General features: G+C 60.7%; 29 protein-coding genes. 16 read left to right on the forward strand and 13 right to left on the reverse strand.

The window, feature by feature from the left end; all coding sequences use genetic code 11:
• The coding region (locus GRI89_RS03285; protein ID WP_159792174.1) for an arylsulfatase at positions 1-1,512 on the forward strand (1,512 nt) is incomplete at its 5' end.
• A gap of 520 nt (positions 1,513-2,032) precedes the next feature.
• Positions 2,033-2,998, forward strand: coding sequence for a formylglycine-generating enzyme family protein (locus GRI89_RS03290; protein WP_235912760.1), 966 nt, complete (start codon positions 2,033-2,035; stop codon positions 2,996-2,998).
• Between the two features lie 51 nt (positions 2,999-3,049).
• Here GRI89_RS03290 and GRI89_RS03295 read toward each other — a convergent pair whose 3' ends face one another.
• Together GRI89_RS03295 and GRI89_RS03300 are read right to left on the reverse strand one after the other, a co-directional pair.
• Positions 3,050-3,865 carry a bestrophin-like domain gene (locus GRI89_RS03295; RefSeq protein WP_235912761.1) on the reverse strand — a complete coding sequence of 272 codons (816 nt, stop codon included), beginning with the start codon at positions 3,863-3,865 and terminating at the stop codon, positions 3,050-3,052.
• Between the two features lie 44 nt (positions 3,866-3,909).
• Positions 3,910-4,698 carry a hypothetical protein gene (locus tag GRI89_RS03300; RefSeq protein WP_159792178.1) on the reverse strand — a complete coding sequence of 263 codons (789 nt, stop codon included), beginning with the start codon at positions 4,696-4,698 and terminating at the stop codon, positions 3,910-3,912.
• Positions 4,699-5,127: 429 nt separating this feature from the next.
• On the opposite strand from GRI89_RS03300, the gene GRI89_RS03305 reads away from it, so the two are divergent.
• From GRI89_RS03305 to GRI89_RS03315, 3 genes are read left to right on the forward strand one after another with little or no spacing between them, the layout of a single operon-like run.
• The gene (locus GRI89_RS03305) at positions 5,128-5,886 is read left to right on the forward strand and encodes a DUF2092 domain-containing protein (RefSeq protein ID WP_159792180.1); all 759 of its coding nucleotides are present in this window, start codon (positions 5,128-5,130) and stop codon (positions 5,884-5,886) included.
• Positions 5,887-5,896: 10 nt separating this feature from the next.
• Positions 5,897-6,466 (forward strand): hypothetical protein, encoded by a 570-nt coding sequence (locus tag GRI89_RS03310; RefSeq protein ID WP_159792182.1) that lies wholly within the window; start codon positions 5,897-5,899, stop codon positions 6,464-6,466.
• Positions 6,466-7,035, forward strand: coding sequence for a DUF4136 domain-containing protein (locus GRI89_RS03315; RefSeq protein ID WP_159792184.1), 570 nt, complete (start codon positions 6,466-6,468; stop codon positions 7,033-7,035). Before GRI89_RS03310 ends, GRI89_RS03315 begins: the two co-directional genes overlap by 1 nt.
• Before the next feature lie 75 nt (positions 7,036-7,110).
• On the opposite strand, the gene aqpZ is transcribed toward GRI89_RS03315, so the two are convergent.
• Both aqpZ and GRI89_RS03325 read right to left on the reverse strand, forming a co-directional pair.
• Positions 7,111-7,815: an aquaporin Z gene (aqpZ, locus tag GRI89_RS03320; RefSeq protein WP_407924961.1), complete on the reverse strand. Its 705-nt coding sequence runs from the start codon at positions 7,813-7,815 to the stop codon at positions 7,111-7,113.
• Positions 7,816-7,880: 65 nt separating this feature from the next.
• Positions 7,881-9,260 carry a mechanosensitive ion channel family protein gene (locus GRI89_RS03325; protein ID WP_159792188.1) on the reverse strand — a complete coding sequence of 460 codons (1,380 nt, stop codon included), beginning with the start codon at positions 9,258-9,260 and terminating at the stop codon, positions 7,881-7,883.
• A 198-nt stretch (positions 9,261-9,458) separates the two neighbouring features.
• On the opposite strand from GRI89_RS03325, the gene GRI89_RS03330 reads away from it, so the two are divergent.
• The 6 genes from GRI89_RS03330 (at position 9,459) to GRI89_RS03355 (ending at position 14,217) form a co-directional block, all read left to right on the forward strand.
• Positions 9,459-10,082: a MarC family protein gene (locus GRI89_RS03330; RefSeq protein WP_159792190.1), complete on the forward strand. Its 624-nt coding sequence runs from the start codon at positions 9,459-9,461 to the stop codon at positions 10,080-10,082.
• A 109-nt stretch (positions 10,083-10,191) separates the two neighbouring features.
• Entirely contained in the window at positions 10,192-10,542 is a 351-nt protein-coding gene (locus GRI89_RS03335; protein ID WP_159792192.1) for a DUF1622 domain-containing protein, read from the forward strand.
• Positions 10,539-11,003, forward strand: coding sequence for a DUF202 domain-containing protein (locus GRI89_RS03340; RefSeq protein ID WP_159792194.1), 465 nt, complete (start codon positions 10,539-10,541; stop codon positions 11,001-11,003). The genes GRI89_RS03335 and GRI89_RS03340 overlap by 4 nt, the downstream gene beginning before the upstream one ends.
• A 289-nt stretch (positions 11,004-11,292) precedes the next feature.
• Positions 11,293-12,423: an OmpA family protein gene (locus GRI89_RS03345; protein ID WP_159792196.1), complete on the forward strand. Its 1,131-nt coding sequence runs from the start codon at positions 11,293-11,295 to the stop codon at positions 12,421-12,423.
• A gap of 370 nt (positions 12,424-12,793) precedes the next feature.
• Complete coding sequence (locus GRI89_RS03350) at positions 12,794-13,429, forward strand: response regulator (RefSeq protein ID WP_159792302.1); 636 nt, start codon at positions 12,794-12,796, stop codon at positions 13,427-13,429.
• Between the two features lie 116 nt (positions 13,430-13,545).
• Positions 13,546-14,217 (forward strand): sensor histidine kinase, encoded by a 672-nt coding sequence (locus GRI89_RS03355; protein ID WP_159792198.1) that lies wholly within the window; start codon positions 13,546-13,548, stop codon positions 14,215-14,217.
• An 80-nt stretch (positions 14,218-14,297) separates the two neighbouring features.
• Here GRI89_RS03355 and GRI89_RS03360 read toward each other — a convergent pair whose 3' ends face one another.
• A complete protein-coding gene (locus GRI89_RS03360; protein ID WP_159792200.1) occupies positions 14,298-14,990 on the reverse strand; it encodes a Crp/Fnr family transcriptional regulator in 693 nt (230 codons plus the stop codon).
• Positions 14,991-15,126: 136 nt separating this feature from the next.
• Positions 15,127-16,134: a helix-turn-helix domain-containing protein gene (locus GRI89_RS03365; protein WP_159792202.1), complete on the reverse strand. Its 1,008-nt coding sequence runs from the start codon at positions 16,132-16,134 to the stop codon at positions 15,127-15,129.
• Between the two features lie 663 nt (positions 16,135-16,797).
• Here GRI89_RS03365 and GRI89_RS03370 point away from each other — a divergent pair.
• Positions 16,798-17,451: a LuxR C-terminal-related transcriptional regulator gene (locus GRI89_RS03370; protein ID WP_159792204.1), complete on the forward strand. Its 654-nt coding sequence runs from the start codon at positions 16,798-16,800 to the stop codon at positions 17,449-17,451.
• Between the two features lie 60 nt (positions 17,452-17,511).
• On the opposite strand, the gene GRI89_RS18360 is transcribed toward GRI89_RS03370, so the two are convergent.
• Positions 17,512-17,781: a LuxR C-terminal-related transcriptional regulator gene (locus tag GRI89_RS18360; protein WP_407924962.1), complete on the reverse strand. Its 270-nt coding sequence runs from the start codon at positions 17,779-17,781 to the stop codon at positions 17,512-17,514.
• A gap of 107 nt (positions 17,782-17,888) precedes the next feature.
• On the opposite strand from GRI89_RS18360, the gene GRI89_RS03380 reads away from it, so the two are divergent.
• The 4 genes from GRI89_RS03380 (at position 17,889) to GRI89_RS03395 (ending at position 19,471) form a co-directional block, all read left to right on the forward strand.
• A complete protein-coding gene (locus GRI89_RS03380) occupies positions 17,889-18,368 on the forward strand; it encodes a hypothetical protein (protein WP_159792208.1) in 480 nt (159 codons plus the stop codon).
• A gap of 47 nt (positions 18,369-18,415) precedes the next feature.
• A complete protein-coding gene (locus GRI89_RS03385) occupies positions 18,416-18,583 on the forward strand; it encodes a hypothetical protein (protein WP_159792210.1) in 168 nt (55 codons plus the stop codon).
• Between the two features lie 165 nt (positions 18,584-18,748).
• Positions 18,749-19,012, forward strand: coding sequence for a hypothetical protein (locus tag GRI89_RS03390; RefSeq protein WP_159792212.1), 264 nt, complete (start codon positions 18,749-18,751; stop codon positions 19,010-19,012).
• Between the two features lie 54 nt (positions 19,013-19,066).
• On the forward strand, positions 19,067-19,471 hold the full coding sequence (locus tag GRI89_RS03395; protein ID WP_159792214.1) for a hypothetical protein: 405 nt from the start codon (positions 19,067-19,069) through the stop codon (positions 19,469-19,471).
• A gap of 115 nt (positions 19,472-19,586) precedes the next feature.
• On the opposite strand, the gene GRI89_RS03400 is transcribed toward GRI89_RS03395, so the two are convergent.
• The 6 genes from GRI89_RS03400 to GRI89_RS03425 form a co-directional block, all read right to left on the reverse strand.
• Positions 19,587-20,429 carry a fumarylacetoacetate hydrolase family protein gene (locus GRI89_RS03400; RefSeq protein WP_159792216.1) on the reverse strand — a complete coding sequence of 281 codons (843 nt, stop codon included), beginning with the start codon at positions 20,427-20,429 and terminating at the stop codon, positions 19,587-19,589.
• Between the two features lie 10 nt (positions 20,430-20,439).
• The gene (locus GRI89_RS03405) at positions 20,440-21,366 is read right to left on the reverse strand and encodes an NAD(P)-dependent oxidoreductase (RefSeq protein WP_328598063.1); all 927 of its coding nucleotides are present in this window, start codon (positions 21,364-21,366) and stop codon (positions 20,440-20,442) included.
• On the reverse strand, positions 21,354-22,829 hold the full coding sequence (gene cysS, locus GRI89_RS03410) for a cysteine--tRNA ligase (protein ID WP_159792218.1): 1,476 nt from the start codon (positions 22,827-22,829) through the stop codon (positions 21,354-21,356). The genes GRI89_RS03405 and cysS overlap by 13 nt, the downstream gene beginning before the upstream one ends.
• Before the next feature lie 85 nt (positions 22,830-22,914).
• On the reverse strand, positions 22,915-23,406 hold the full coding sequence (locus GRI89_RS03415; protein ID WP_159792220.1) for a DUF2846 domain-containing protein: 492 nt from the start codon (positions 23,404-23,406) through the stop codon (positions 22,915-22,917).
• Position 23,407: 1 nt separating this feature from the next.
• Positions 23,408-24,061, reverse strand: a complete 654-nt coding sequence (locus GRI89_RS03420) for a hypothetical protein (protein WP_159792222.1) — start codon at positions 24,059-24,061, stop codon at positions 23,408-23,410.
• A gap of 81 nt (positions 24,062-24,142) precedes the next feature.
• Positions 24,143-24,655, reverse strand: a complete 513-nt coding sequence (locus tag GRI89_RS03425) for a DUF2939 domain-containing protein (RefSeq protein WP_159792224.1) — start codon at positions 24,653-24,655, stop codon at positions 24,143-24,145.
• Positions 24,656-24,664: the final 9 nt, after the last annotated feature.

Below are 24,664 nucleotides of genomic sequence, written 5' to 3' on the forward strand. Positions count from 1 at the left end.
GCAAAGAAGCCAAATATCCTGGTCATCTGGGGCGATGATATCGGCTGGCAGAACGTCAGCGCATACGGTCTCGGCACGATGGGTTACACCACGCCCAACATCGACAGCATCGGCAACGACGGGATCAAGTTTACCGATCACTACGCCCAGCCGTCCTGCACCGCCGGGCGCGCAGCCTTTATCACCGGTCAGTATCCGATCCGTTCGGGCATGACGACGGTGGGTCAACCGGGCGAGCCTCTGGGCCTCCAGCCCGCTTCGCCGTGCCTTGCAGAAGTTCTGAAGGCCGCCGGCTACCGCACGGGCCACTTCGGCAAGAGCCATCTCGGCGACCGCAACGAACACCTGCCGACCAACCACGGGTTCGATGAGTTCTTCGGCAACCTTTACCACCTCAACGTGTCGGAAGAGGACGAGCAGCGGGACTACGAGAACTTCGCCAAGGCCTATTCGGGCAGCAAGGAGGAGTACGAGAAGAAGTTCGGCGCGCGCGGCGTCCTGCACTGCTGGGCGACCGACAAGGACGACGAAACGGTCGATCCGCGTTTCGGCAAGGTCGGCAAGCAGAAGATCGAGGATACCGGCCCGCTCCACCAGGAGCGGATGAAGAACGTCGACGCCGACGAATTCATCCCGCCGGCGCTCGATTTCATGAAGAATGCCAAGGATGCTGACGAGCCGTTCTTCGTCTGGCTCAACACCAGCCGCATGCACCTCTACACCCGGCTCGACGACAAGTGGCGCTACGCCGCAGAGAAGTACACGACCGAGGCCGACCTCCACGGCAGCGGCATGATGCAGCACGACCACGACGTCGGTATCGTGCTCGACTGGCTGAAGGAGAACGGCCTCGATGAGGATACCATCGTCTGGTATTCCACCGACAACGGGCCGGAGCACTCAAGCTGGCCGCATGGCGCGACCACGCCCTTCCGCGGCGAGAAGATGACCACCTACGAAGGCGGGGTCCGCGTGATCTCGATGCTGAAATGGCCCGGGCAGATCAAGGCGGGTCAGGTCAAGAACGGCATCCAGTGCCACCAGGACATGTTCACCTCGCTCGCCGTCGCGGCAGGCGTGAAGGACGTGAACGAGAAGGTGATGAAGGAGAAGAAGCAGTACATCGATGGCGTCGACAACGTCGATTACTGGACCGGCAAGTCGGAGGAATCCGCCCGCGATCACATCTTCCACTACAACGAATCGAAGCTCGCCGCGATCCGCATGGGCCCGTGGAAATTCCACTTCGCCACGAACGAGGACTACTACGGAACCATTCAGGGCCACAGTAAGCCGTTGATCTTCAACATTCGGCTCGACCCGTTCGAAAGCTACGACAGCAAGGATTCCTACGGTCACCTTATCCAGAAGGTATCCTGGCTGACCGGTCCGATGGGTGAACTGATGAACGAACACCTCATGACCCTCGCGGAATATCCGCCGGTGCAGGGTGGCAAGAGCTTCGACATGTCGAATGTCGTCGAACAGTTCATCAAGAAGGGTCACGAGTAGCCGCTGGCCAGCGCGGGAATTGGGGCGGCGATTGGCTGCCCCGATTCATCGAATCGTTCACACGGCGTGAAGCTACCAACGGCGAATTGCCCGAAACGATGCAATTGACCGTTGGCCTGTGGATAGAGCGAGACTCGAAGCCATTTCACGGCGGCGGCGAGGACGACCCAGGCGAAGGAATCACCAACCCAAAGTGACCTCCAACTGGCTAATTCATCGGGATTCCACCCGATTGCCACTTTTCCACAGTAATCTGAAGATACCCATGGCTCGGGCGGTTACAGTCCCCCGTCCGACCGAGCCAATTGAAACTGTGCAATGAAGTTGGGCACCGACGTAGGCACCCTCCCTCGCTCCCTCCAGCGTCGGTGCCCAATTTTGCACTGCAGGCACGACGCCCCCTCTCACTCATCATCCGAATCCGACCCATGACGCCTCAGGTGTTTTCCCGATGGGCCGTCCTGCACAAAATGCCCATCGTTTCGGCCAGCAATCAGCTTCTCCGGGGAAAGAGTATCGTATGCCGAATTCATCGAATGTCATGGAGTTGGCCTCGCTGCCGACGATCGACGGAATGATCGAATTGCCGGGCGGCCGTTTTTCGATGGGTTCGGACGACCATTACAAGGAAGAGCGGCCCGTTCGCACGGTCGAGGTGGATCCGTTCCGGATCGACCGCCAAATGGTCACCAATCGTCAGTTCGCGGATTTCGTCAAAGCGACCGGCCATGTGACCCTCGCCGAAGTCGCGCCCAAGGCTGAGGATTATCCGGGCGCCCAACCCGAGATGCTCAAGCCAGCCTCGCTCGTGTTCACGCCCACCCCGGGTCCGGTGCCGCTCGATAATGCCTACAACTGGTGGTCCTGGGTCTTCGGGGCCGACTGGCGCCACCCGACCGGGCCCGACAGCTCTATCGAAGGCATGGACGATCATCCGGTGGTACACGTCGCCTTCCAGGACGCCGCCGCCTATGCCGCGTGGGCTGGCAAGGCCCTGCCGACCGAGGCGGAATGGGAGTATGCCGCGCGCGGCGGACTTGAAGGCCTGGAATTCGCCTGGGGCACGGAGCTCGTTCCCGAGAGCGGCCACCAGGCCAACATCTGGCAGGGGCATTTTCCCTACGAGAACACCGAGGAGGACGGCTATACCCGCACTTCACCCGTCGGCACTTACCCGGCCAACGGCTTCGGGCTGCTCGACATGATCGGCAACGCCTGGGAATGGACCGAGGACTGGTATGGCACGCACGAGAGCGAACCGCAGAAGAAGTGCTGCGTCCCCAAGAACCCGCGCGGCGCGAAGATGGAAGACAGCTTCGATCTGCGGACGCCGGAGATCAGGATTCCGCAGAAGGTCCTTAAGGGCGGTTCGCACCTTTGTGCTCCCAGCTATTGCAGGCGCTATCGCCCGGCCGCCCGGCATGCGCAGCCGATCGACAGCTCGACGTCGCACATCGGCTTCCGCTGCGTTGTCCGCGAGTGGTGAGTCGACGTGGGTGGGCAGCCCTGCCGACGTCCCCGTGAACGACCCTCGCCTCTAGTTCGTCACTGCTGGTGAGTGGAACCTGGCCGGCGGGGCCGTCTGCATGAACGCTTGCAGGTCCTCCATCGGCTTCTGCTGCTCTCGCAGATGGCCCACAAGCGGCCGGTCGATATCGACGATTAGGATCAGCGACATGGTGAAGAGGACAAAGAGCACCACGGCGGCAATTCGGACCCACACGTTGATCAGGGTGTAGCCGAGGATACCCGCCGACATGAGCAGGTAGACCAGCAGAACCGAATAGACCGCGGATGGCACTTTGGCCATGCGCGCGTTCTTTCTTGCCGCATCCATGTCGATGACCGAATTGATCGACGAGGCGACCAGGGCCGTTATCGGGTTGGATCCGACGCTGTCGGTCATTCGGACCGTTCTGGCCCAAAGTTCTGTCAGCAAGGCATCGTTGCGCTCCATATGCTCCGGTAGGCCGGCCTCTCCTCCCTCAAGGCGAGAAAGCTCCAGCCGGTTGTTCGTATAGTCGATCAGGGTCTGGCTGAGCTCGGCGCGCGAGGGCTCGGGCACCAGTTGCGCACGGAGGTAGGCGGTGCCGATGGCGTTGGACTCCTCCAGCACCATTTGGCGACGCTCCTCGAACCGGTCCAGCGCCAGCGAAAAGGTAAAACCGAGAAGCAGGGCCAACAAGCCCAGCACTGCCGAGACGACATAGCCTTCCTGCGAGTCTTCCTGCTGGTCGGGGCCATGCCGGATAAGGGCAGGCACGTGCCGGACCGCATAGCCGAGCACGGCCGCCAGGAGCATGCCGACAAAAACCGTAACCGATATCTCGGACATGGAGCCCTGCTCGAACATGTCTACCAGGTGGTTGGAAATCAAGTAGTTGCCGTCTCCCCCGCTCACCATGCCAGCTCCAGGAACGCGGCGGGACCGTGAAATTTGTAGGCAATCCGGCCAGTATAGGCCGGCTTCTCGATATCAACGCGGTATTTGACGTAACGGTACATGCCACCGATCCGGATATGTTCGGTTATCGCATAGGTCGCATCGGCCTGGAGATTGACCAGCAATCCCTTGTAGTCGCCGATCTTGAGCGACAGGTAGTCGGCCTTTCCCCCGATCCCGAACCGGGGGGCTGGCCTGAACAGGAGATAGGCGCCCACGGTGGGAAGCGGTGCCAGCATATCGCGCGTGCGAAGTTCCGTCGTTGCCGCTGCGGTACCAACCTGTCCCATGCCTTCCAGTGAAATCTCGAATTTCGTGGCGTGGACGCCCAGTGCTACCCCGGCCTCGAAGTTCGGCTCCTTGATGAGGCCATATCCAACGGAGAGATGGTAGACGTCACTCTTAAATGCGCTTTCGAGCGAGGCAGCGACCGGATACGTCACGCCATCGAAGACGATCTGCCGATCAAGGGTCTTTGTACCGCTGCGATTGAGTCTGTAGAACTCGAATTGGGCCCGCCAGTGTTGGCTGATCTTCTTGCCGATCGTCAGGGCAGGCAGGACATCGCGATCGGAAAGGTCGAGGTCGGATTCAAGGTCGATGAGAGTGGTGAAGTTTTCCTGGCCCGGTCGGGCGATGCTGACTTCTGTATCAACATTCGGGAAATAGGCCTCGGCCCGGATCCAGACGTCGTCGTCGACTGCCTGTGCACGCACCGGGTTGGCCAGCACCAAGCCGGCCAATGCTCCGACCCAAAGAATGTTTCGACTGGCGAATTGCCTGAAGGTTCCGCTCCTCTTGCGCAATTTCGAGAAGGAAGGCGATACCATCTATGTCGTCCCCACTGTTGTCCGGGATGACGAGTATCCAAGAACCCTCCGGCGGATTGACCGTTATGGGGCAGAGCCCTGCGGGCAGGCGGTCGGGGATCGCTTCAAACCCTGTAGCCATGGTGACGAGCCAGGGCGAATTCCGGCCTTGAAAGCGAAACGTGCAATATTCCTTCGGCTTATACCGAACCCCGGCACATGGCCTCCCCCCACCAGCAGAACTCGATACCATAGTTCCCCCGCATTCCCGCCCTATTTGGTTGATTGCTGTCTTTTGGGCATTGGCCTCATCAGTGCTCGCCTAGCCTCACCTCATCAGGAATCGCTCCCGGAGGAACGGCTATGAAAAGGACCCTTATCGCTGCGCTGCTGATGGCCAGCGCCGCCCCAGCGATGGGACAGTCAAGTCAGCCTCAGGCTCAGGACGATCCCGCCAGGGTCGAGGCCGTAACGGCGCTTGACGAACTGAGTGCCAGGCTCCGGACGCTCGACCAGTTCGAAGTCAACGTGAATGCGACGACCGAAGAAGTATTCACCAACGGTGAGAAGCTGCAGTTTCTGAACCAAGTACGCTACGTGGTCGATCGCCCGGACAAGCTCTACGTCAGCGTTCGCAGCGACCGGAAGTATCGGCGAATCTACTACAACGGATCGAACCTGACCGTAACCGCCCCGACCACCGCTTATTACGCGACTGTCCCGATGACGGGCTCGATCCACGACCTCCTGGTCAAGGCGAACGATCAGTTCGGTATCGATGTTCCGCTAGAAGACTTGTTCCTCTGGGGAATCGACGGCGTTCCCAAGCCGGTGCTTACGGAAGCCTTCCTGGTCGGCTTCGCGCAAATCGGTGACTACGCAACCGACCAGTACTTCTACCGCACTGCTGGAGTGGACTGGCAGATCTGGATCGGACGCGATGATAAGCTGCCGTACCGCATGGTAATTACCAACACCGACGACCCCGCCCAGCCAACTTACTCTGCCTCGCTGACCTGGAACCTGGCGCCGAACGAGAGCGGCGATCCGTTCACCTTCACCCCCAGCTCTGACTACAAACTGGTTCCGCTCCGCCCGGACCAGCTTGCGTCGGCTAACTAGGAGAGGCCAGATGAAGCGCAAATTCCTCACGATCCTGCTGGCCGGCCTGGTCAGCACGTCACTCGCGATGCCGACCGAAACATTCGCGGCAAGTAATCGCGGTCAGGCAAAACAGAGCGTCAATCGCGCTGGCGCCAAGAAGCCGCAGAACCCCCCACGCCGAAATGTGTACCAGACCAACAATCGACCCAACAATGCCGGGAACCGGCCCAACAACAGGCCGAACAACAACAGGCCCAATAATCGACCCGGCAACAACAAGGTCGTCGCGGGCAACACGGTGGTGGTGAACCACGGCGTCGATCGAAACTATCATGGCAGCTATTACAACGACTATCATCATGGTCACTGGGATGATCACGACGACGACTTTTTCGACACCCTGGGCACGGCAGTTGCCGTCACTGCCGGTGTTGGCCTGACCGCTGCGGTCATTGGCGAAATCTTTGAAGATGAGCCGGACGACTGCCAGCAGTCGGTGCACTATGGGCAGACATACCTCTATTGCAACGGTGTCTGGTACCAGCCGACCATGGCTGGCACCAACATGCAGTACGTCGTGGTCGAGGCGCCGCGATGATGAACCTGCGGTTCGCGGCGAACGCAGCGATCGCTCTTGCACTGGCAGCGGCCTTGCCGGGCTGCGCGACGACGCCAAAGCCGTCGTTCAACTCGGAAGCCGCCCCCGATGCTCCGCTGGGATCGTATCGGACCTATGCCTGGGCCTTCAACGGTGCGCCTTCCGGGCTGGCCAGCCCGTTCACCTTTCAACGGGTACGGGAGTCGCTCGATGCCAATCTGCGTCAGGCCGGGTACACTCAGGTCGCCGAGAGCGATGCCGACATGATCGTCGCTTTCACTCTCGGCGCACGCGACCGGGTCGACGTCACCGATTGGGGACCGGTTGCCCCCTACTATCCGGCCTATGGTCGCGCCTATCGCTACGGCTGGGCCTACAACTATCGCGACGTCGACGTGCGCGCAGTCACCGAAGGCTCGCTGGCGTTCGACGTGTTCGATGGACAGACTGACCATCCGGTCTGGCACGGGATCGCCAAGGCCGATATCGGCTCGAACGGAGCGAGCGAAGAGCTGATCGAGGCGGCGACCTCAGGCTTGGTGAGCCGTTTCGTCGAGGCCGCCAGATAAGGAGGCTGCCACCAGCAGGAACTTCAAAGCCGGCAACTGTCATCAAGCGGTTGCCGGTTTAGTCGTGACCGGGCTTCAGTTCGCCTTGCCCATATCTCCGGCGATGAAGCGATAGGCCAGGCCGGCAATCGCGGCGCCGACGATCGGCGCGAGCCAGAACAGCCAGAGCTGCTGCAAGGCAATCCCGCCGACGATCAGGGCAGGACCGGTGCTTCGTGCCGGGTTAACGGACGTGTTGGTCACCGGGATGCTGATTAGGTGGATAAGCGTCAGCGCCAGTCCGATGGCGAGCGGACCAAAACCGGTCGGCGCGCGAGCATCGGTTGCACCAAGAATGACCAAGAGAAAGCCCGCGGTGAGGACCACTTCGATCAAGAGGCCCGACATCAGGTTGTAACCACCGGGAGAGGCCGATCCGTATCCGTTCGCCGCCATTCCGTTCGTGGCCAGCGAGTACTCGGACTGTCCAGAGGCAATGAGATAGAGCAAACCGGCAGCAATTATCGCTCCAAGCACTTGCGCGGCCACATAACCGGGGATGTCCTTGGATGGGAAACGCCCACCCACGCTTAGACCGATGGTCACAGCGGGGTTGAAATGCCCTCCGGAAACATGCCCGAGGGCATAAGCCATGGTCAGCACCGTGAGGCCGAATGCCAAGGCCACGCCCAGCAGGCCAATACCGACATCGGGGAACGATGCAGCCAGAACGGCACTACCGCAACCGCCGAACACCAACCAGAACGTGCCGACGAACTCCGCGAGGAATCGCTTTGTCATGTCCATGCGTGGTTCCTTTCAAGCGTTTAGTAGCCACAAGTCTCTGATCTTCAGGGTGAGCAGGGTCAGACCCCTTCCACCTCTTCGATCGGCGGAACCCAGAGCGCTATGCCCTTTTCCGTAAAGTGCTTGAGCACTGCCAAGTTGATGGAACGGCGCGCCGACCGATATTCGGTACTCACGACCCAGGGACGGACCTGGACCTCCGCTCCTCGCCCATCGAACCCACCCAGATAAACTTCCGGCGCGGGATCCTTGAGCACCTCGTCTTGCGAAAGAAGCAACGGCGGAAGGGTGGATAGCGCCTCGAACACGTCCTGCGGATCCTTGACGATGAAGGCGAGGTCAACGCGCCGCTTGTCGAGATCGACGGCGTTGATGATGACATCGTTCCAGACCTTGGCGTTGGGTATCGTCACGAGCTGGTGATCCGGCGTGACCAGGATCGTCGAGGTCAAATTGAGCGTGTGCACGTCTCCTTCTACCCCCGCAGCGACGATGCGTTCGCCCTGGTCGAAGGGACGATAGACAAGGATCATCATACCGGCGGCAAAATTCCCAAGCGTTTCCTGAAGGGCAAAGGCGAGGATGAACGAGGCCCCACCGAGCAGTGCGAAAACCGGGGTCACGTCGAAGCCCAGTGAAGCAATGATCAGGGCGAGACCGAGGAGTAGGACCACCCAGTAGACCACCAGGGATATGAAGGTCTGCAGCAAGGTGGAAATCTTCTCCGTGTGCGACAGCGAGCGGCTCACCCCCTTGCGAATGAGGCGCGCAACGTAGAGCAGGATCAGGACAGACAGGAGGAAGATGCCGAATGCCTTTAGCACTCGCAGTCCGCCGTCCTTGGACGTTGCCCAGATCTTGATGCCGGCCCAGGCCCCGCCGATCGTCGCGTTGCTTACGGTGTCGGACTGGACGGCGTGCTGGTAATCCCGATATTCCTTGATCAAATCGGGATCGCCGCCCTTCTCTTCCCACTCGTCCAGGATGATGTTGAGGCGGTCAAAAGCTGCACCGCGCAGCCTGACCAGCCTAATCATCTTTTCGTCGTATTCGCTGTTCGCGGCTTCCAGCTGGTCCGCCGGCAAGGGCTCGGTTGCCAGCCGCGGATTGGTCTTGCGCTCGTTCACCGCCTCTACGGTGCGCTGCTTTGCCAGCGTCAGGGCTTGCTCGGCAAGCTTGGCGAGTTCCTCGCGGGTCAGCGGAACGACATCGGCGGACAATTCATCGAGGCTGATTACCGCGAGTTGGTCACTCTCGAGCGCAACCGTTTCCTCGATCGCTTTCTGGGCCTCTTCGGACGGTGGTTCCAGGTTCTCTTCGACATCCAGAATATCAGATGCCGACGGCTCGGGTGACGGAATGGCATCCGGAGCGGTCGCCGCGTGCGCCTGGGTGAGACCGATTACGGCGATGAAAGTCAGCAAATAGCGATGCAGCATCCCGAAACGCGCTCCTCTCTTCGACGATCATGCTAGTGGCTGTCACGGCCTGTTCCATCGGCACAATGCCTGATGCGACGGAACAATCATCCGTCCATCCGGAACCCCTGAACGCGGCCCCAGGTCCGGGGGTAAATCCCGATAGAACCGGACATTTGGTCGATTATCGTGACACGCCCATTGCAGGGGACGTTTTTCATGGATCGGCTCGATTATGCATTCGTGATATTCTTCATCACGCTTGGCCCGATAAAGTGCCTTGCGCCGTTCCTTCACACCACTGCCAATTTCGATGCCCCGACAAAGCGCATGCTTGCCTTCAGGGGAACAATAATCGCCACGATCGTCGGCCTGTTCATTGTCTACATCGGCAATTCCATGCGGGAGAAGTGGGGGGTCGGGCGGCCGGACCTCTTGGTGACATTCGGAATCCTCCTATTGCTGTCGGCGCTGGAGATGTTGCGCTCGGCCCAGCATCCGGAGCCTGCCGAAGCACCGCCCGAAAGTCCCAAAGGGCTAGCGCTTTCGCCGATTGCATTTCCGATAATCATTACTCCCTACGGAATCGTCGCCTTGCTGGTTTTTGCTGCGGTGGCAGAAAACCAGGTGGCCTTCCTGGAGGGCGTGTTCGGACTGTTCATCGGCATCATGATCTTGAACTTTTTCGCCATGATATTCGCCAAGCAGATTCTTGGGTTCATCAGGCCACAGGTCCTCCAGGCGATCGGCTGGGTTCTGTCGGTACTTCAAGCTTCCCTGGCTGTCACGGCGCTTATGAGCGGACTTCGGCTGGGCCTGTTTGCCGCGCCGGTCGGTTACTAGGGGAAGCGGAATGCCCACCACCGCGGCGAAACAGCTTCGATTGCTTTCAGCGCACAAGGCAGGCGACGATTTGTCCTGCATGCGATCCTAGCACGGACCGGAGAATACCATGGAAGAGACATTTGTTGCCATAGCCGGCACTGTAGAACTCCTGCTGGAATTCTCCCTGGTCGTCATCGTGGCCATTGGGGCCCTGGTCGCCATGGGCCGGTTGGCAATGTCATTCGGGAAGGAAGACAGGCTCGCCCGGCGCCGTACCGCGTGGACCAGTTTCGCCTCGTGGCTCCTTCTTGCACTTGAATTTGCCCTTGCAGCCGACCTTGTCGGCACTGCCATTTCGCCGACGTGGGACGAAGTCGGCCAACTCGGGGTAATCGCCGTGATCCGGACCTTCCTGGGCTTCTTCCTTGAACGCGACATCGAAAGCATCGCCGAGATGAAGATCGAGGGAGCCGAATGACGACGGAAGGGGAAAATGGCGACACCACGCTTCTCGGCGGAGACATGTCGAGTGAGTTGTCGGCCAATCGCACGGCCATGTCGTTCGAAAGAACTGCGCTTTCCGCACACCGAACGCTCTTATCCATGATGCAGGCGTCGCTGAGCCTGATCGGTTTCGGCTTCACGATTTTCCAGTTCTTCACGAGCCTGAGCAATGAATACCTGAAAGGCGAATTCCCGCAGCACACGGCCCGCTTGTTCGGCCTCGCCATGGTATCCATGGGGCTGATCTTGCTGAGCCTCGGCATATACGATCACTACAAGGCCATGACCTTGCTTCGAGAGCGCAAACGACATCTCGTGGATCTCGGGCTAGTGCACAATTACCTGCCAATTCGGATCGCCAGTTCGATGGCGATTTCGATCCTCATGCTGCTTCTCGGATTGCTGGCGCTGGCCGACATCTTGTTCTCACTTTGAGAGCGCCAAATGCTCGCGGGGCGTTTCGATGAATCTCCGGCGTAACACCCAAATTGGACCTGCTGTTGTAGGCATGTGACACTGGGTGGGAAGTCTTTCCGCGCAAAAACAATATTTCGGCAATAGGCGCAAATTGGACAATCTCGCCGCGAGGTAGTTGCCACAACCCGCTTGAATCTCCGGAAATTCGGCACTCGCGTTAGCGAGACCGTTTGGTTTCGTATGGTGATTCCGTTTCGCAGTCGCATTTTTCGGCTCCGCAACGAGAGGTTCAAAAAGGAGATGATTCATGCGGGTATTGTTGATGGGGACTGCTTTGGCGACGGGTCTTCTAGCGACACCGGCCATGGCAAGAGACGATAGCGCCTACATCGAATTTGACGCTGGGGCGATATTTCCCGAGAATACGACATTCGACAATCTCGTATACTCGGCTAATCCACTAATTTTCCCAAGCATTCCTGACGCGGAGATCAACAACGATACGGGTTTCGATCTGGGCCTGCTTGCCGGCTACGACTTCGGCGGCTTTCGCCTGGAAGTTGAGACCGGCTACAAGGACTTTGGGGTAGGCGACCTCTTCGTCGGATCTCGCACCAGTGCAGACATCGCCGACGGGAACGCGCACATCTGGAGCGCGATGGCCAACGGCCTGATTGATATTGGCGGCGATGACGGCTTCCAATTCTACTTCGGCGGTGGCGCTGGCCTGGCTGAAGTCAGCCAGAAACTGATTGCGGATTCCTCTGTCTTCAACACAGCCAGCAACGTGACGCTTTTGGATGACTCCGACTCCGTGTTCGCATGGCAAGGTCTGGCCGGCTTCCGATTCCCGATCGGATCGAATACGGATCTTGGCCTGAAGTATCGCTATTTCGACGCGAGCAACGTGAAGTTCAAGAATGGTTCCGGAGTGAACGCCTGGGAGGGCGACTATACGTCCCATTCCGTGCTGCTCACGCTGGCAATCAATCTCGGCGGACACGAGGAGCCTCCGCCACCGCCACCGCCGCCGCCGCCGCCGCCGCCGCCGCCGCCTCCCCCGCCGCCTCCGCCTCCGCCGCCGGTGTGCAACAGAGGCCCGTATGTCGTGTTCTTCGACTGGGATAAGTCGGACATCACGCCCGAGGCTGCGACGGTTCTGGACAGCGCGGTCACTGCCTACGCAAACTGCTCGAGAGTGCCAATCATGCTGGCCGGCTACACCGACCGGTCCGGTTCGGCCCAGTACAACGTCGGCCTCTCCGAGCGTCGTAACGCCTCGGTGCGGTCCTACATGGTTGGCAAGGGCATTCCGGACGGCGCCATTACGTCCCAGGGCTTCGGTGAGGAAAACAACCGCGTTCCGACCGAAGACGGGGTGCGTGAACTGCAGAACCGTCGGGTGGAAATTACCTACGGTCCGGGTTCGGGAAACTAGGCGGTATCATCCGGCGCAAAATAAGGTCCGGGGGGAAACCCCCGGACCTTTTTTGTGCTTCAGGTATCGCCTCGAATTCCGGGCAGCGTCGGAACGACCGAGGGAAGGCAAAGTCCGGACTGACAATTGCCAGCCTCGTGAGACCGCCTACCGACTCCAACCCGGGTCTTACCCCGATAGATCGCGGCCAAGAAATGAAAGAGGGTGAATTCGTATGAGACCGGACTCCGCACTACGGTACGACGAACGGAAATCGACCGCCTTCGGTGAACTAATTTCGACCGTGGAAGGCGATTGAGCGATTTAAGCCAATCGGAACGGTCAACTAGGCCGATGATTGGTCGTACAAGGGGGCACTCAGACAGAAGTCATGTCACGAATAAAGCGCCTAATCATTGCCGATGATCACGCCGTCGTTCGACGCGGGATTCGGCAAATGATCACGCGACAAGACATCGAGATCGTAGCTGAGGCATCCGATGGTCAGACAGCGGTAACGCTCGCTTCGGAACACGTACCGGACCTGATGATCCTCGATCTTTCCCTGCCCGGACTCAACGGCCTGGAGGTGACTAGGGCGGTGAAGGCCAAGCACCCCAGCATCGAGATACTGCTCTACACACTTCACGATCGCGAAGACATGCAGATCGAGGCCTTGCGGAATGGAGTGGGCGGATACGTACTCAAGTCGGACAGTCCCGACCACTTGGTCAAAGCCGTCGATTCCCTGCTCCTGCACCGGCCCTATTTCTCTTCGGTGTCGCAGACCCTGCTCGAACGCTTCCTCAAGAATGAAGAGGCGCCGCAATCGGCATTGACCGCGCGCGAGCGGGAGGTCGTGCAGCTGGTCGCCGAAGGCAAGATCAACAAGCAGGTGGCTCATATCCTCGGCATCAGCATCAAGACGGTCGAAACGCATCGCGCCGCAGCAATGAACAAGTTAGGGATTCGTACTACTGCGGAACTCGTCCGATTCGCTGTCCGAAACGGGATAGTTGAAGCTTAGTCATTAAATTGTAACAGGTTATTTGCGGCCCTTTATACTTTGACTGACAGATTTGGGGCAATCGACTACCAAATTCCCGCTACCTTCAATTCCGGATACCGACTCGGAGTCGAAGGATGACGATTACCCAATCATTCCGAAGCTGGCAGATAGCGCAGCGACGCTCGGCTCTCCCGCTCGTTCAGCAGATGGCGAGCGAAGATCGGGCTCGGCAAAGCGTTGCCCGCGATGTCCATGATGTGGTGTCTCATCACCTGATCTCCGCCCACCTCCTGCTCGGACGAGCCAGGTCGAGAAGGATGGATGGCGACCTTCGCAACACCGTCGACGAGGTGGCCAAGGAGATCCAGCTCGCCCTGAACGACCTGCGATCGCTCTGCTTCCTGCTCAATTCGCCCTTCGATGCCGAGGTGGGGCTGGACACAGAAGTCCAAGAGCTCCTGTCCGGCTTTGCGGAACGCTGCAACCTGAAGGTCTGCAGCCGCCTCACTCGAGTTGGTAGCGTGGGCGACCTGGTCCATCAGACGATCGTGCGTGTCTTACAGGAAGCCCTTTCGAACATCTTTCGCCATGCCAAGGCAACCGAGGTGGGCTGCTCGCTACGGCGGAGAGATCGCAGCCTCAACCTGATCGTGCACGACAATGGCGCAGCGTCGAAAGACAAGTTCCGTCCGGGGGTGGGGGTCTCGTCGATGATGGCGAGGGTCGAGGAACTCGGCGGCCAATTCCGGTTGCGCTTCGGTACCCGCGGCACGACCGTAGCTGTCAGGATTCCCCTGCCCGCTTAGCACGGTCGTCAGTTCGAACGTTGAACGGCAGTGCCAGAGGTCCGGCAAGGCAGAACGCTGCCTCGCCGGACCTTGAAAGCCTAGATTGTCGCTTCCTGGTAGTTGAACCACAGCCGCCGAACCGACGGAACATGGATCCCGCGGTACTGAAGGCTGATGATGCCGTTTTGGCGGAACTTGCGTAGCAAAGTCCCGATTCCGTTGCGGCAAAGGTTGGTCAACTGGCCCAGTTCTTCCTGGCTCACCGGCAGCTGACGCGAGTAGTCCACCGCGGGCGGCTGACCGTTGCATCCGCACAGGCGAACGAGTGTGGCCAGGCATCGCAACCTGGAATCGCCGATCAGCAGGTCGCTGTGCGCGGTCATTTCCGATTGCAGCTCACGAATGACCAGGCTGGCCAGCGTACGCCAATGTCCGGAATCCTCCTCTAGGAACTTCAACACCGTCGGCGCCGGAACATAGATATAACTCAGCGATGTCCGAGACCTGACGGTGGCTCGCCGTTCGACGTGGGTGAAGATGGAGACGTGACCGAACCAGTCACCTGGCCAGCAGAGCCGGCAAAGCGCCTCTTCCCCGCTGCTTGAGGGAAAGGAAACGTCGGCGCAACCGTCGGTCACCAGGAACAGGCCACCGGGAGGATCGCCTGCGTTGATGATTGTCGTCCGGGGCGGCGCAAACTTCCTTTTTCCCAACTCGATCAATGCGCTCAAGAGGTCCCAAGATCCATCTTGAACAATCGAGAACTTGTCGAAGTTCTTCAGGTTATTCATACGATACATAATCGACTCACTGCTGACTTGACGTACAGAGCGAAGCCCATCGCAGGAAAACTATATAATCGTTAGGTCACATTTCTGTGACAGTGCCCTGCGCAATTCTTAATATGTATTAACAAATTTCGATATGCTATGCGCAAAGTGCCATATTTGTTAAAGTCGCGCACAAAGTACCATATCTGTTGAACGTGGCAGATGGCACTTCACCGAACAGCTTGCGGTAGTCGCCGGCCAACCGGCCCAGCTCGAAAACTCCCCAGCGGGAAGCAATGTCCGTCACCGTGGCGCCGTCTGAATGAGCCGACGTAAGATCGTGTCGAATGCGATTGAGTCTGAGGTTGCGAATATAGGTCTGCGGGGTTTCCCCAAGCAGGTCCTCGAAGGCGCGATAAAGTGTCCTGCGCGACGTAAACGATGCTCGCGCCAGTTCCGCGATCGAGATCGGCGCGTCGAGATGCTCCATGATATAGGTTCTGGCGCGATTGACGATGCGGGCGAATCCAACGTCGTGGCGCTTCTCCCCCATGATACGGGGCTTTCTCGCGTAGTGCTCGATCATGACATCGAGTGCGAGTTCGCCGATATAGCTTGGCGCCAGCGCCTCGCTCCATTCCCCGGAGTGGAGCCGCCCATACAGCTTACGCAACAAGGCCAATGCGGCAGGATCCAGCGGTCTTGAAGAAATCCTCGTCTCACCGAGTTGCTTCGCATCGAGCACAAGGTCGAGATCCGCAGCAAGCTCTTCCAGCCGCTCCTCGGTCAGGCTGACGGTGAGATAGGTCGAACCCGAGCGATAAATCGCGTCATACGTTTCCCCCGACAACCAGACAGAAGTGGATCCCGAAGCGACCTCCTTGAGCCAAAGGAGGGTACCCGGCGGACAATGCAGTCCGATTCCGAGCGTGATCCTGGTTTCCGGAAGGGAGCCGAGGAGGCTGACGTTTCCGTCGATCCGGGCGGTACTGAATGTCTTGTCGACGCCATGCGAGAACATCAGGCTGCCGCCAATTTCGTCGCCGGAGAGCTGCGCAACGTCGAGTTGTGCCCCGAGAACCGCGTGCTGCAAGTCCTCGATCGCCATGATCGGCAACCGAATCCATTCCTCAAATCCAGCAAACGGTTGGTGCGAAATCATCATGAGCTGAAAGCTCGTCCCTGTTGCCTTCCGAAATATATCAGAACCTTCTAAAATGCCCTGAATTTGGCTCTAACATTGGCGTTTATTGGTAGATCCATAAATACGTCCATTCGGTCGTACGCGCAGCAACCTTCCTTGCGACAACATTTGCTGAGCAAACCTGTTCCGGCAATTTTTCTTGAAGTGCTGGCACTAAGCCTTCGGCAAGTGACATCTTTATAACGTCAGTTTGAAATCGACTTACAATTAGTCATTGAATTGTGATGGATAAATTCCAAATCCGCCGTCGACCGGGTGATGGAGTCCTGGACGCCACGCTCGATCGGAAATGGGCGTAGATTTCCGAAAGTCAGCTCCTGCAGTGCACCGCAGTCCTCAGGATAATTGCCCATTCTTGTCCTGATTGCTCGGTGGTAGTTCCTTTGGCGATGTCGCCACTCGTCAAACGCAGGGGCACAATGGGCAACTTAACTGCACTCAAGCTCAAGACGATGCAGCGTCGCGCTCGCGATGCCAAGTGTCGGACGGACGGAGATCGCATCGCGCTCCCTTCCACCGCCAAGATTGGGCCCGTCATCGACATCGCTGGAAAAGGCGGGTAATTTTATTGTGGGAGCATCGAGATTTCGTGCTTGGGGCAGGAATTGTCGGGGCGGGGGAGGAATGGATAGCGAAGCAGAGCTGCCGTCTTTGGAAGCAGGGGACCTTCTCCTGGACCCGCTGGTCTTGGTGAACTCTATCCCCATGCCCGCCGTAATCACGAACCCGCGTTTGTCGGACAATCCCATCATCGCATGCAATGAGGCTTTTTCCGGGCTGACCGGCTATGCGACGGCTGAATTGATTGGACGAAATTGCCGCTTCCTCGCCGGGAAAGACACCGATCCAGAGGCGCGAGCGCGTTTGCACGAAGCAATTGCCAACCAGAAACCGGTTGTCGTTCGGCTGCTGAACTATCGCAAAGACGGCTCTACCTTCCTGAACGCACTAATGATTGCCCCGATCCTGGGATGCGACGGCAAGGCGACTTACTTCATGGGCACCCAGCTGGAGGTCGAGGACGGGATTCGCACGCTTGCTGGCGACCAAGGGACAGCCGGTGAACTGATGAGCCAACTGTCTCCACGCCAGAGAGAAATTCTGACCTACCTGGCGGCAGGATACCTGACCAAGCAGATCGCCTTTACGCTCGGGGTTTCAGAAAGTACGGTCAAGATGCATCGACGCATCGTGTTTAGAAAGCTCGGGGCCCATAATGCCCCCGAGGCCGTAAGGATCGCCATCGAAGCAGGGTTGATAAGTGGACATCCCACCTGAACCCACCAACCTCGGACCCATGGCGCTCGATAGATTCCAGTAGGACACTCGCAGTCGGGCTCAGGCCGAGACACGCATGTGCCTCTGATCCAGCCTCGCGCCGATAGCGCTTCGGCTCGGCAATTGGGACTTCTCCAGGATGTTGTGGATGTGGTTCTTCACGGACGCCGGGCCGATGCGTAACCCTTGGGCGATCTCCTTGCTATCCAGGCTCTCACCTAGCATCGAAGCGACTTGCGCCAAGCGCTTGGCGGCAGTTTTTGGGCTGATCTTTGTGCGAACTTTGGGGCTGGCGAACTGCGCGCAAGCCAAATTGCCTCCGTAGACCACTTCCGGCAAAGTTCCGGCCGGACATGTCGTCAAGGGGGGACTCGATGAGTTTGCGGTCTAACCCACTCGCATGGCCGCAATGACTTTGGTGCGCCTTGCTCGCATTGATGCTGGCGCTTGCCGCCGTCTGCGTGGATGGCGGCATCTCCAACATCCTTCGCTCCGGCGCCTACCTGCATGACGCTGCAAAGCGGGATCTGTCGGTAACGGTACCGGACGGAAATTCCGGCTGGAGGCAGTTGGTCTCGGTTGCGCCTGACAGTGCCGCCGCCGCCGCGGGTCTGCAAGCGGGAGACCGGTTGCGACTGAAGGACCCCACCGACGAATGGATTCTCCAGCGCGTGAGTGTCCCCATCGCGATCGCAGTGGAACAGGGCGGCCGGCGTTCCAATATCGAGATCGTCAATCAGCCCAACGACAACTGGGGGCCAGCAGGAATCCTGCCTGTGCTATGGGGCGTTGGCGCGCTTGCGACTTTTCTGCTGGCGATCCTGCTGCTGGTTCGTGCGCGGCGCGAACGTGCTGCAATCTTGCTGGGCGTCTTGCTGCTCTCCTACAGATTGTCGTTCGTGCGCTTCCCTCCCTAAGCGCCCGACATTGTTACGGCCAAGCCGTTATCGGCTATTTCAAACTGATGTTCGCATTCCAAATCTCGACCGGCGAACCGAACCGGGCCCGGTCGCGGCCGGTGCACGACGCAGCAATCGCCTTTACCGTCCTTTCCGCAGCGCAAACCATTCTGCCGGCCTTGCTGCCGTTCGGTGAACTGCTTGGGAATTCCACCTATGTCGAGCTGGTCTAGCTGAACAACGTTTGCGTGTTCGCCGGGATCGCATGAAACTACCGCAAGAACGACGCTGCGCAACGGAATCGGCTCAAGATCGTGGCGCCGGCGCTGTTTCTCTGCCTTTAGACCATCCAGCTGCAGAACGCGCTTCCGCCCGAGTCGGCCAACTCGATCCGGCAAATGCTGGTTGTCACGTCGCTCCAGTTCGCCGGACTGGCGTTCCTCACCTACGCAGTTCTGGCGCAGCGGCTGTTCGACACCAATTTCGCGCTCAACCGCACGCTGGTCGACGGTGCGGTGAGCTTCACCACGCTGGCGGGGTTCGGCCTCGCCGAATGGGGTGACGAGCACCTGATTCCGGAAAGCTGGTACGAGGACGGCCCGGTGTTCAGCGCGCTAACCGCGCTCGCTCTGTTCCTGTCTTTCCGCCTGCTGCGCGATTAGGTCGACCATCATGTCGAGCGGCTCTTCTTCGGCAGCTGGCACCGCAACGAGGCCATGCTCAACCGGTTCGTCGCGGCGGCCGACCATTTCGGAGAGACCGAAGGGATGACCCGTTCCTTCGTCGAAGAACTCTCGCGCTTCGCCGGGGGCAGCGCCGCGGCGCTCTACATCAGCAACGCCAACGGCGAATTCGGTCTCACCGATGCGACCAACGCTGCGGCAGCCGCAAGCTCTCCCGACACCGACCCTGCGCTCGCTATGATGCGCGCAGAGCGCGGGCCGTTGTCGCTGCGCGAGGTGCATTCCGACCTTACAGGCGCACTGCCGCTGCCGATGCTCCACCAGGGCGAACTGACCGGCTTCGTCTTGTTCGACATCAAGCCCGAGGGCCATGCCGACCGGCCCGATGAGCTGGAATTGCTCACATGGGCCACGCAGCAGGTTGCCTTCGCGCTGTAGGCGCGCAACGTGCGGCAGCTCGAAAGCACCGTCGCCGATCTGCAGGCCAAGTTGGACGCACTCGGCAAGACGGAAAAGATCAAGTCGCGCGCCACGCGCTCGGTAGCCTGACGGCTCAAACTGTAACTCGGTTCTCGATCGCGCCGATCCCGTCGATCTCGCAGCGCACGACGTCGCCCGGCTGGAGGAACCGGGGCAGGTTCATCCCGGCGCCGACGCCTTCGGGGGTTCCGGTCGCCAGCAGGTCGCCCGGTTCGAGCGTGAACGCGGTCGAGAGGTATTCGATCTGCTCGGCGACGCCGAACAGCATCCCGTCGGTGTTGCTCTCCTGCCGGACTTCGCCGTTGACGAGGCAGCGCAGGTCGAGCGCCTGCGGGTCGGGAATTTCGTCGGCGGTGACGATCCACGGGCCGATGGGTCCATGGGTGTCGAAGCTCTTGCCCATGGTGAAGGTCGGGCTGTGCTTCTGCCAGTCGCGCGCCGAAACGTCGTTGACGACGAGGTAGCCGAACACGTGGCCTAGTGCGTCAGCCCGCGATACGCCCTTCGCCGCGCGGCCGATGACCACACCTAGCTCGACTTCGTAATCGAGCCTCTCGGTCACGCCGGTAACGATGGGATCGCGGGGCCCGTTGATGCAGGTCGTCTGCTTGTTGAACCAGTACTGGTATTTCGGCCGCGCGGCATGGCCCATCTCGGCCACGTGCTTGGCGTAGTTCATGCCGATAGCCATGTACTTGCCCGGCCGCAGCGGGGCGAGCAGGCGCACGTCAGACAGCGCGTGGTGCGGCGCAACGCCTTTCGTCGCGGCGCTGATTTTCGCCAGCGCATCGGCATCGGCGATCAGCGCGAGCATGTCCGGCCAGTCGCAGCCGACCTTCGCAAGGTCGATCACGCCATCGCCCACGACCACGCCGAGCGCAGTCCGTCCGCCGGTTTCAAAGTGGGCAATCTTCATCGTCTTCCCCTTAGTACCCCCTCACCAGATCGACCTGCGCTTCGAGCGGCTTGCCCTCGCGAAACAGCGCGCAGTTGCGCAGGAACCTCTCGGCCGCGCGGGCGTGCGCTTCCTGCGTGGGAATGCCTGAGAGGTGCATGGTGATGATGGCGCTAGGGAGCGACCACAGCGGGTGCTCCGGCGGCAGCGGTTCGGGCGTCGTGACGTCGAGCACCGCGCCGCCGATCCGCTTCTCCGCCAGCGCCTCGACCAGCGCATCCTGGTCGAGAGTGTCGGCGCGGCCGCAATTGACCACCACAGCATCGGGCCTGAGCGCGGCGATCTCCTCCGCGCCGATCATTCCGCGGGTCTGCTCGGTGCCGGGCAGCGACATGACGATCCAGTCGAAGCTGCCCAGCCGCTCGCGCCAGCCGGAGTCCTTGCTGCGGACCGGTTCGACCTCGACGCCGAAGCCTTCGAGGATCCGTCCGATCGCCTGCCCGATAGCGCCGTATCCGAGCAGCAGCGCGCGGCTGCCGGCAAGGTCGCGTTCGCCCGGCGGCATCGGCAGCCACTCGGCGCGGTCCTGCGCGCGGACGATGTCGGGAAAGCCCTTGGCCGCGGCGAGAAGCCCCATGACGGCGTATTCCGCGACCTGGCTCGCGGTCAGGCCCGATCCGCAGGTCAGCTGCACCTCGCGCCGGTCGAGCTCGGCCAGCGGCATCCAGTCGACCCCGGCATAGGCGGTGTTGAGCCAGCGCATCTGTGTCGCCAGCGCGATCGACTGCAGCACCGGCGGCTTCTGGTGGAGGTCGAACCAGCCGATCTCGGCATTGGGCGCCAGCGCCACCATCTCTTCGGGATCGTGCCACCACTCGGCCTCGAGCCAATCGGGCAGCCGCCCGTCGAGTACCTGCCGGTGGAACGACGGGATGACGGCGCGGGTCAGAGCTTCCACTCCCAGCCGAGCGGGTCGCCGTCCATGACCTCGACGCCCTTGGCGGCGAGGTCGTCGCGGATGGCGTCGGAGGTGGCAAAGTCCTTGTCTGCGCGGGCGGTCTTGCGGCGTTCGAGCGCGGCGTCGACGTCGGCCTCGGCGATTTCGGCTTTGGCGGGACGCACGCGCAGGTCGGAGCGTGTCAGGTCGAGCAAGCCAAGCCCCAGCACCGCATCCATCGCCGCCACCAGCGCATGGCGCTGGCGCGGGTCGGCCTTCTTGGCTGCCAGCACGGCTTCGAGCGCGGTCAGCGCAAGCGGGGTGCCAAGGTCGTCGGATATTGCCTGATCAAACTCCACAAGGCGCGGCAGGAGGATCGCGTCGAGTTCGCCGTGGATCGCCAGCTCGGTCCAGCCGCCTTCGGGCGTTTCCACCGGCTCTTCGTCGCCCAGCTTCGCGAGCATCTGCTCGACGGCCATGACCATGCGCTTGAGACGGGTGAGCGCGGCGTCGAGCCCTTCCCAGCTGAATTCGAGCTCGCTGCGGTAATGCGCCTGCAGGCACATCAGGCGGTAGGCGAGCGGGTGGTAGCCCTTGTCGGTGAGCAGCTTGAGGCGCAGGAACTCGCCCGCCGATTTGCTCATCTTTCCCGAGCGTTCGACGAGGAAGTTGTTGTGCATCCACACCTTCGCGCCGCTCGCGTTGGAGTGGCAGAAGGCCTGGTTCTGCGCGATCTCGTTGGGGTGGTGAATCTCGCGATGGTCGATCCCGCCGGTGTGGATGTCGAACGGGAAGCCAAGCAGCTTGCCGCTCATCACCGAGCATTCGAGGTGCCAGCCGGGCGCGCCGCGGCCCCACGGGCTGTCCCATTCCATCTGCCGCTTTTCGTCGGGCGGAGTCTTGCGCCAGATAGCGAAGTCGGCGGCGTTGCGCTTGCCCTCGACGGCCTCGATCCGTCCCTCGCCCTCGTCAGTCTTCGCCCGCGCCAGCCGCCCGTAGTCGGCGACGGTCGAGACGTCGAAATAGAGCCCGCTGTCGAGTTCGTAGCAGTGCTCCGGCGCGATCGACTTCGCGAACTCGAGCATGTCGCCGATGTAGTCGGTGGCGACCGACCAGTGTGCCGGCTGGCGGATGCCCAGCGCCTTCACGTCGGCCCAGTAGGCCTCGGTGTAGTGCTTCGCGATGTCCCAGATCGACTGCGCGCGCTCGGCAGCCATCTTCTCCATCTTGTCCTCACCCGCATCGGCGTCGTCGGTCAGGTGTCCGACGTCGGTGATGTTGATGACGTGGGTGAGCTTGTAGCCCTTCCAGCTCAACGTCCGCCCGAGCACGTCGGCGAAGACGTAGGCGCGCATGTTGCCGATGTGCGGGTAGTTGTAGACCGTCGGCCCGCAGGTATAGACCCGCGCCTCGCCCGGATGGATCGGCTGGAATGTCTCGACCTCGCGAGTGAGCGAGTTGAAAAGGCGCAAGTGAGCGGTCATTGCGCGCGGGCCTTACGCACGCGGGAAGCGAGGTCAAGCGACAGCAACCGATCAGTCGCCACTGCGGCCGATCGGTTGCCGAATTCTACTTGTTGGCCAAGGCCGAAGCGAGATCGGCTGCCCGAAGTGCGCCCGGCCCCGGTCCCATGTCGTCATCGTCAACAAGCCGGTCGGTGCTAGACTTGATGAACTCGGCTTCGGTCGACGGCCGCAGGTCGGGGCGGCCACTCATGATGCCCATCTTGATCCGGCACATCGCGTACTGCGTCTCGTCCGCCTCTACCTCGAGCGCAAGCACATCCTTCGCTTCGCTCTTGACCGAGTATTCGTGGCGGCCCGGTTCGGTCACCAGGACGAAATACCGGCCCGACCCGAGCGAGCTGATCTTGGCGCCGTTCTCGTTCACCGCGCAGCCCATGGCGGCGCCCATGAGGGTCCCTGTGCGATAGAACACGACCTGGCCCTTGCCGGGCGGCGGTGCGGGAATCTGCACCTGAGCGGCATCTTCCGCTCCAGCCGCGGTCGATCCACCCACCAGGAGCGCTGTGGCCAGAAAAACGCCCGCAAATCTCTTCATCTCAGTCTTCCCCCTTTGTTAAATTTTCCGCCATCGAAACGCTCGAAGGCTTGTCTGCATCTTCTCCGGCTCCGGACAGCGGATCGCTGATCGGAACGGTGAAATCTTCAGCAGTCTTGGCCATCGCAACCGTACCTGCCGGAATCGCAATGTTACGGCCGCTGATCACGAAGCCGACCAGTCCGATCGGCACCGGCACGAAGGTTGAAATACCGGCCCCGACCGCATTGAGTCCGTCCACTGCACCAACCGCATCCTTGCCTGCCGCGGAAAGGGACATCGAGCGCAGCGCCAGTCGCCGCTCGCCGAAGCCGATGTAGCGCGCCGCCAGGACAAGCTCGCCCGCCGTGCCCATTCCGCCGGCCTTCTTGGCATGCACAACTTCGCCTTCGCCCATGGCGCCAGCGGGAAGGACTTCCATTCCATCGATGAAGATGGGATCGGCCAGGCGAATCTGGAAACGGTCGAAGCTCGTGCTCGTCTTGCTGCCCAGCGGCGAGAGGATTTCGAGCATGACCGGGGTCAACTTTGGAATCAGTATTTCGACCGGCGGGAACGCATCAGACGCGGCCTCAGTCGCAATATCCTGCGCCAAAGCCGGTGTGCCCGCAAACGTGATAAGCGCCGCCAGCGCGGCCTGACCAAATCTACGCACGTAGAATCAATCCCCTGCCCTTCCTTGAGCCGGGTGTGGTGCGCATTCAATCGGCTGGCAAGCGGGATTCGCTAGCCGATATCAAATGCTGCCGTCGGCCAGGGTCACGTCGACGAGGTCCCAGCCGAGGCCGTCGCGCGCGAAGCGCAGGGTCGGCCCGGCGCGGCCGCTCTCGAAGCGGCCATGCGCCTCGAACGAATTGAGCCCGCCGCGGTCGATGTCCCAGTCGATATCGCCGCTCTTCACGTCATCCGGGACCAGCGGCCCGGCGAGCTTGCCGGTCAGGACCAGCGCCGCGACGCCCGTCGGCGTCACGCTGGCATCGACGGCCATACCGCCCAGGCCCGTCGCAAGCATTCCGCCGAAGCGTTCAAGCGCGTTGTCGCCGTCGCCCAGCTTGCGGTCGACCGCCTCGCCGATGCGGCCCTTCATGTTCGTCCGGATCGCCGCGAAATCGACGCGGGCGTCAAGTTCCTTGCCGTCCATCTCCTCCGCAGCATCGCGCAGGCCCTTCATCGCGAGCCACGGCGAGGCGACGTACCAGCCGGTGCAGAGCGCAGCGGCGATGAAGATGAGGGTGAGGAGGCGTTTCATCTAGTCACG

Source organism: Croceibacterium salegens, assembly GCF_009827435.1.
GTDB classification, from domain to species: domain Bacteria; phylum Pseudomonadota; class Alphaproteobacteria; order Sphingomonadales; family Sphingomonadaceae; genus Croceibacterium_B; species Croceibacterium_B salegens.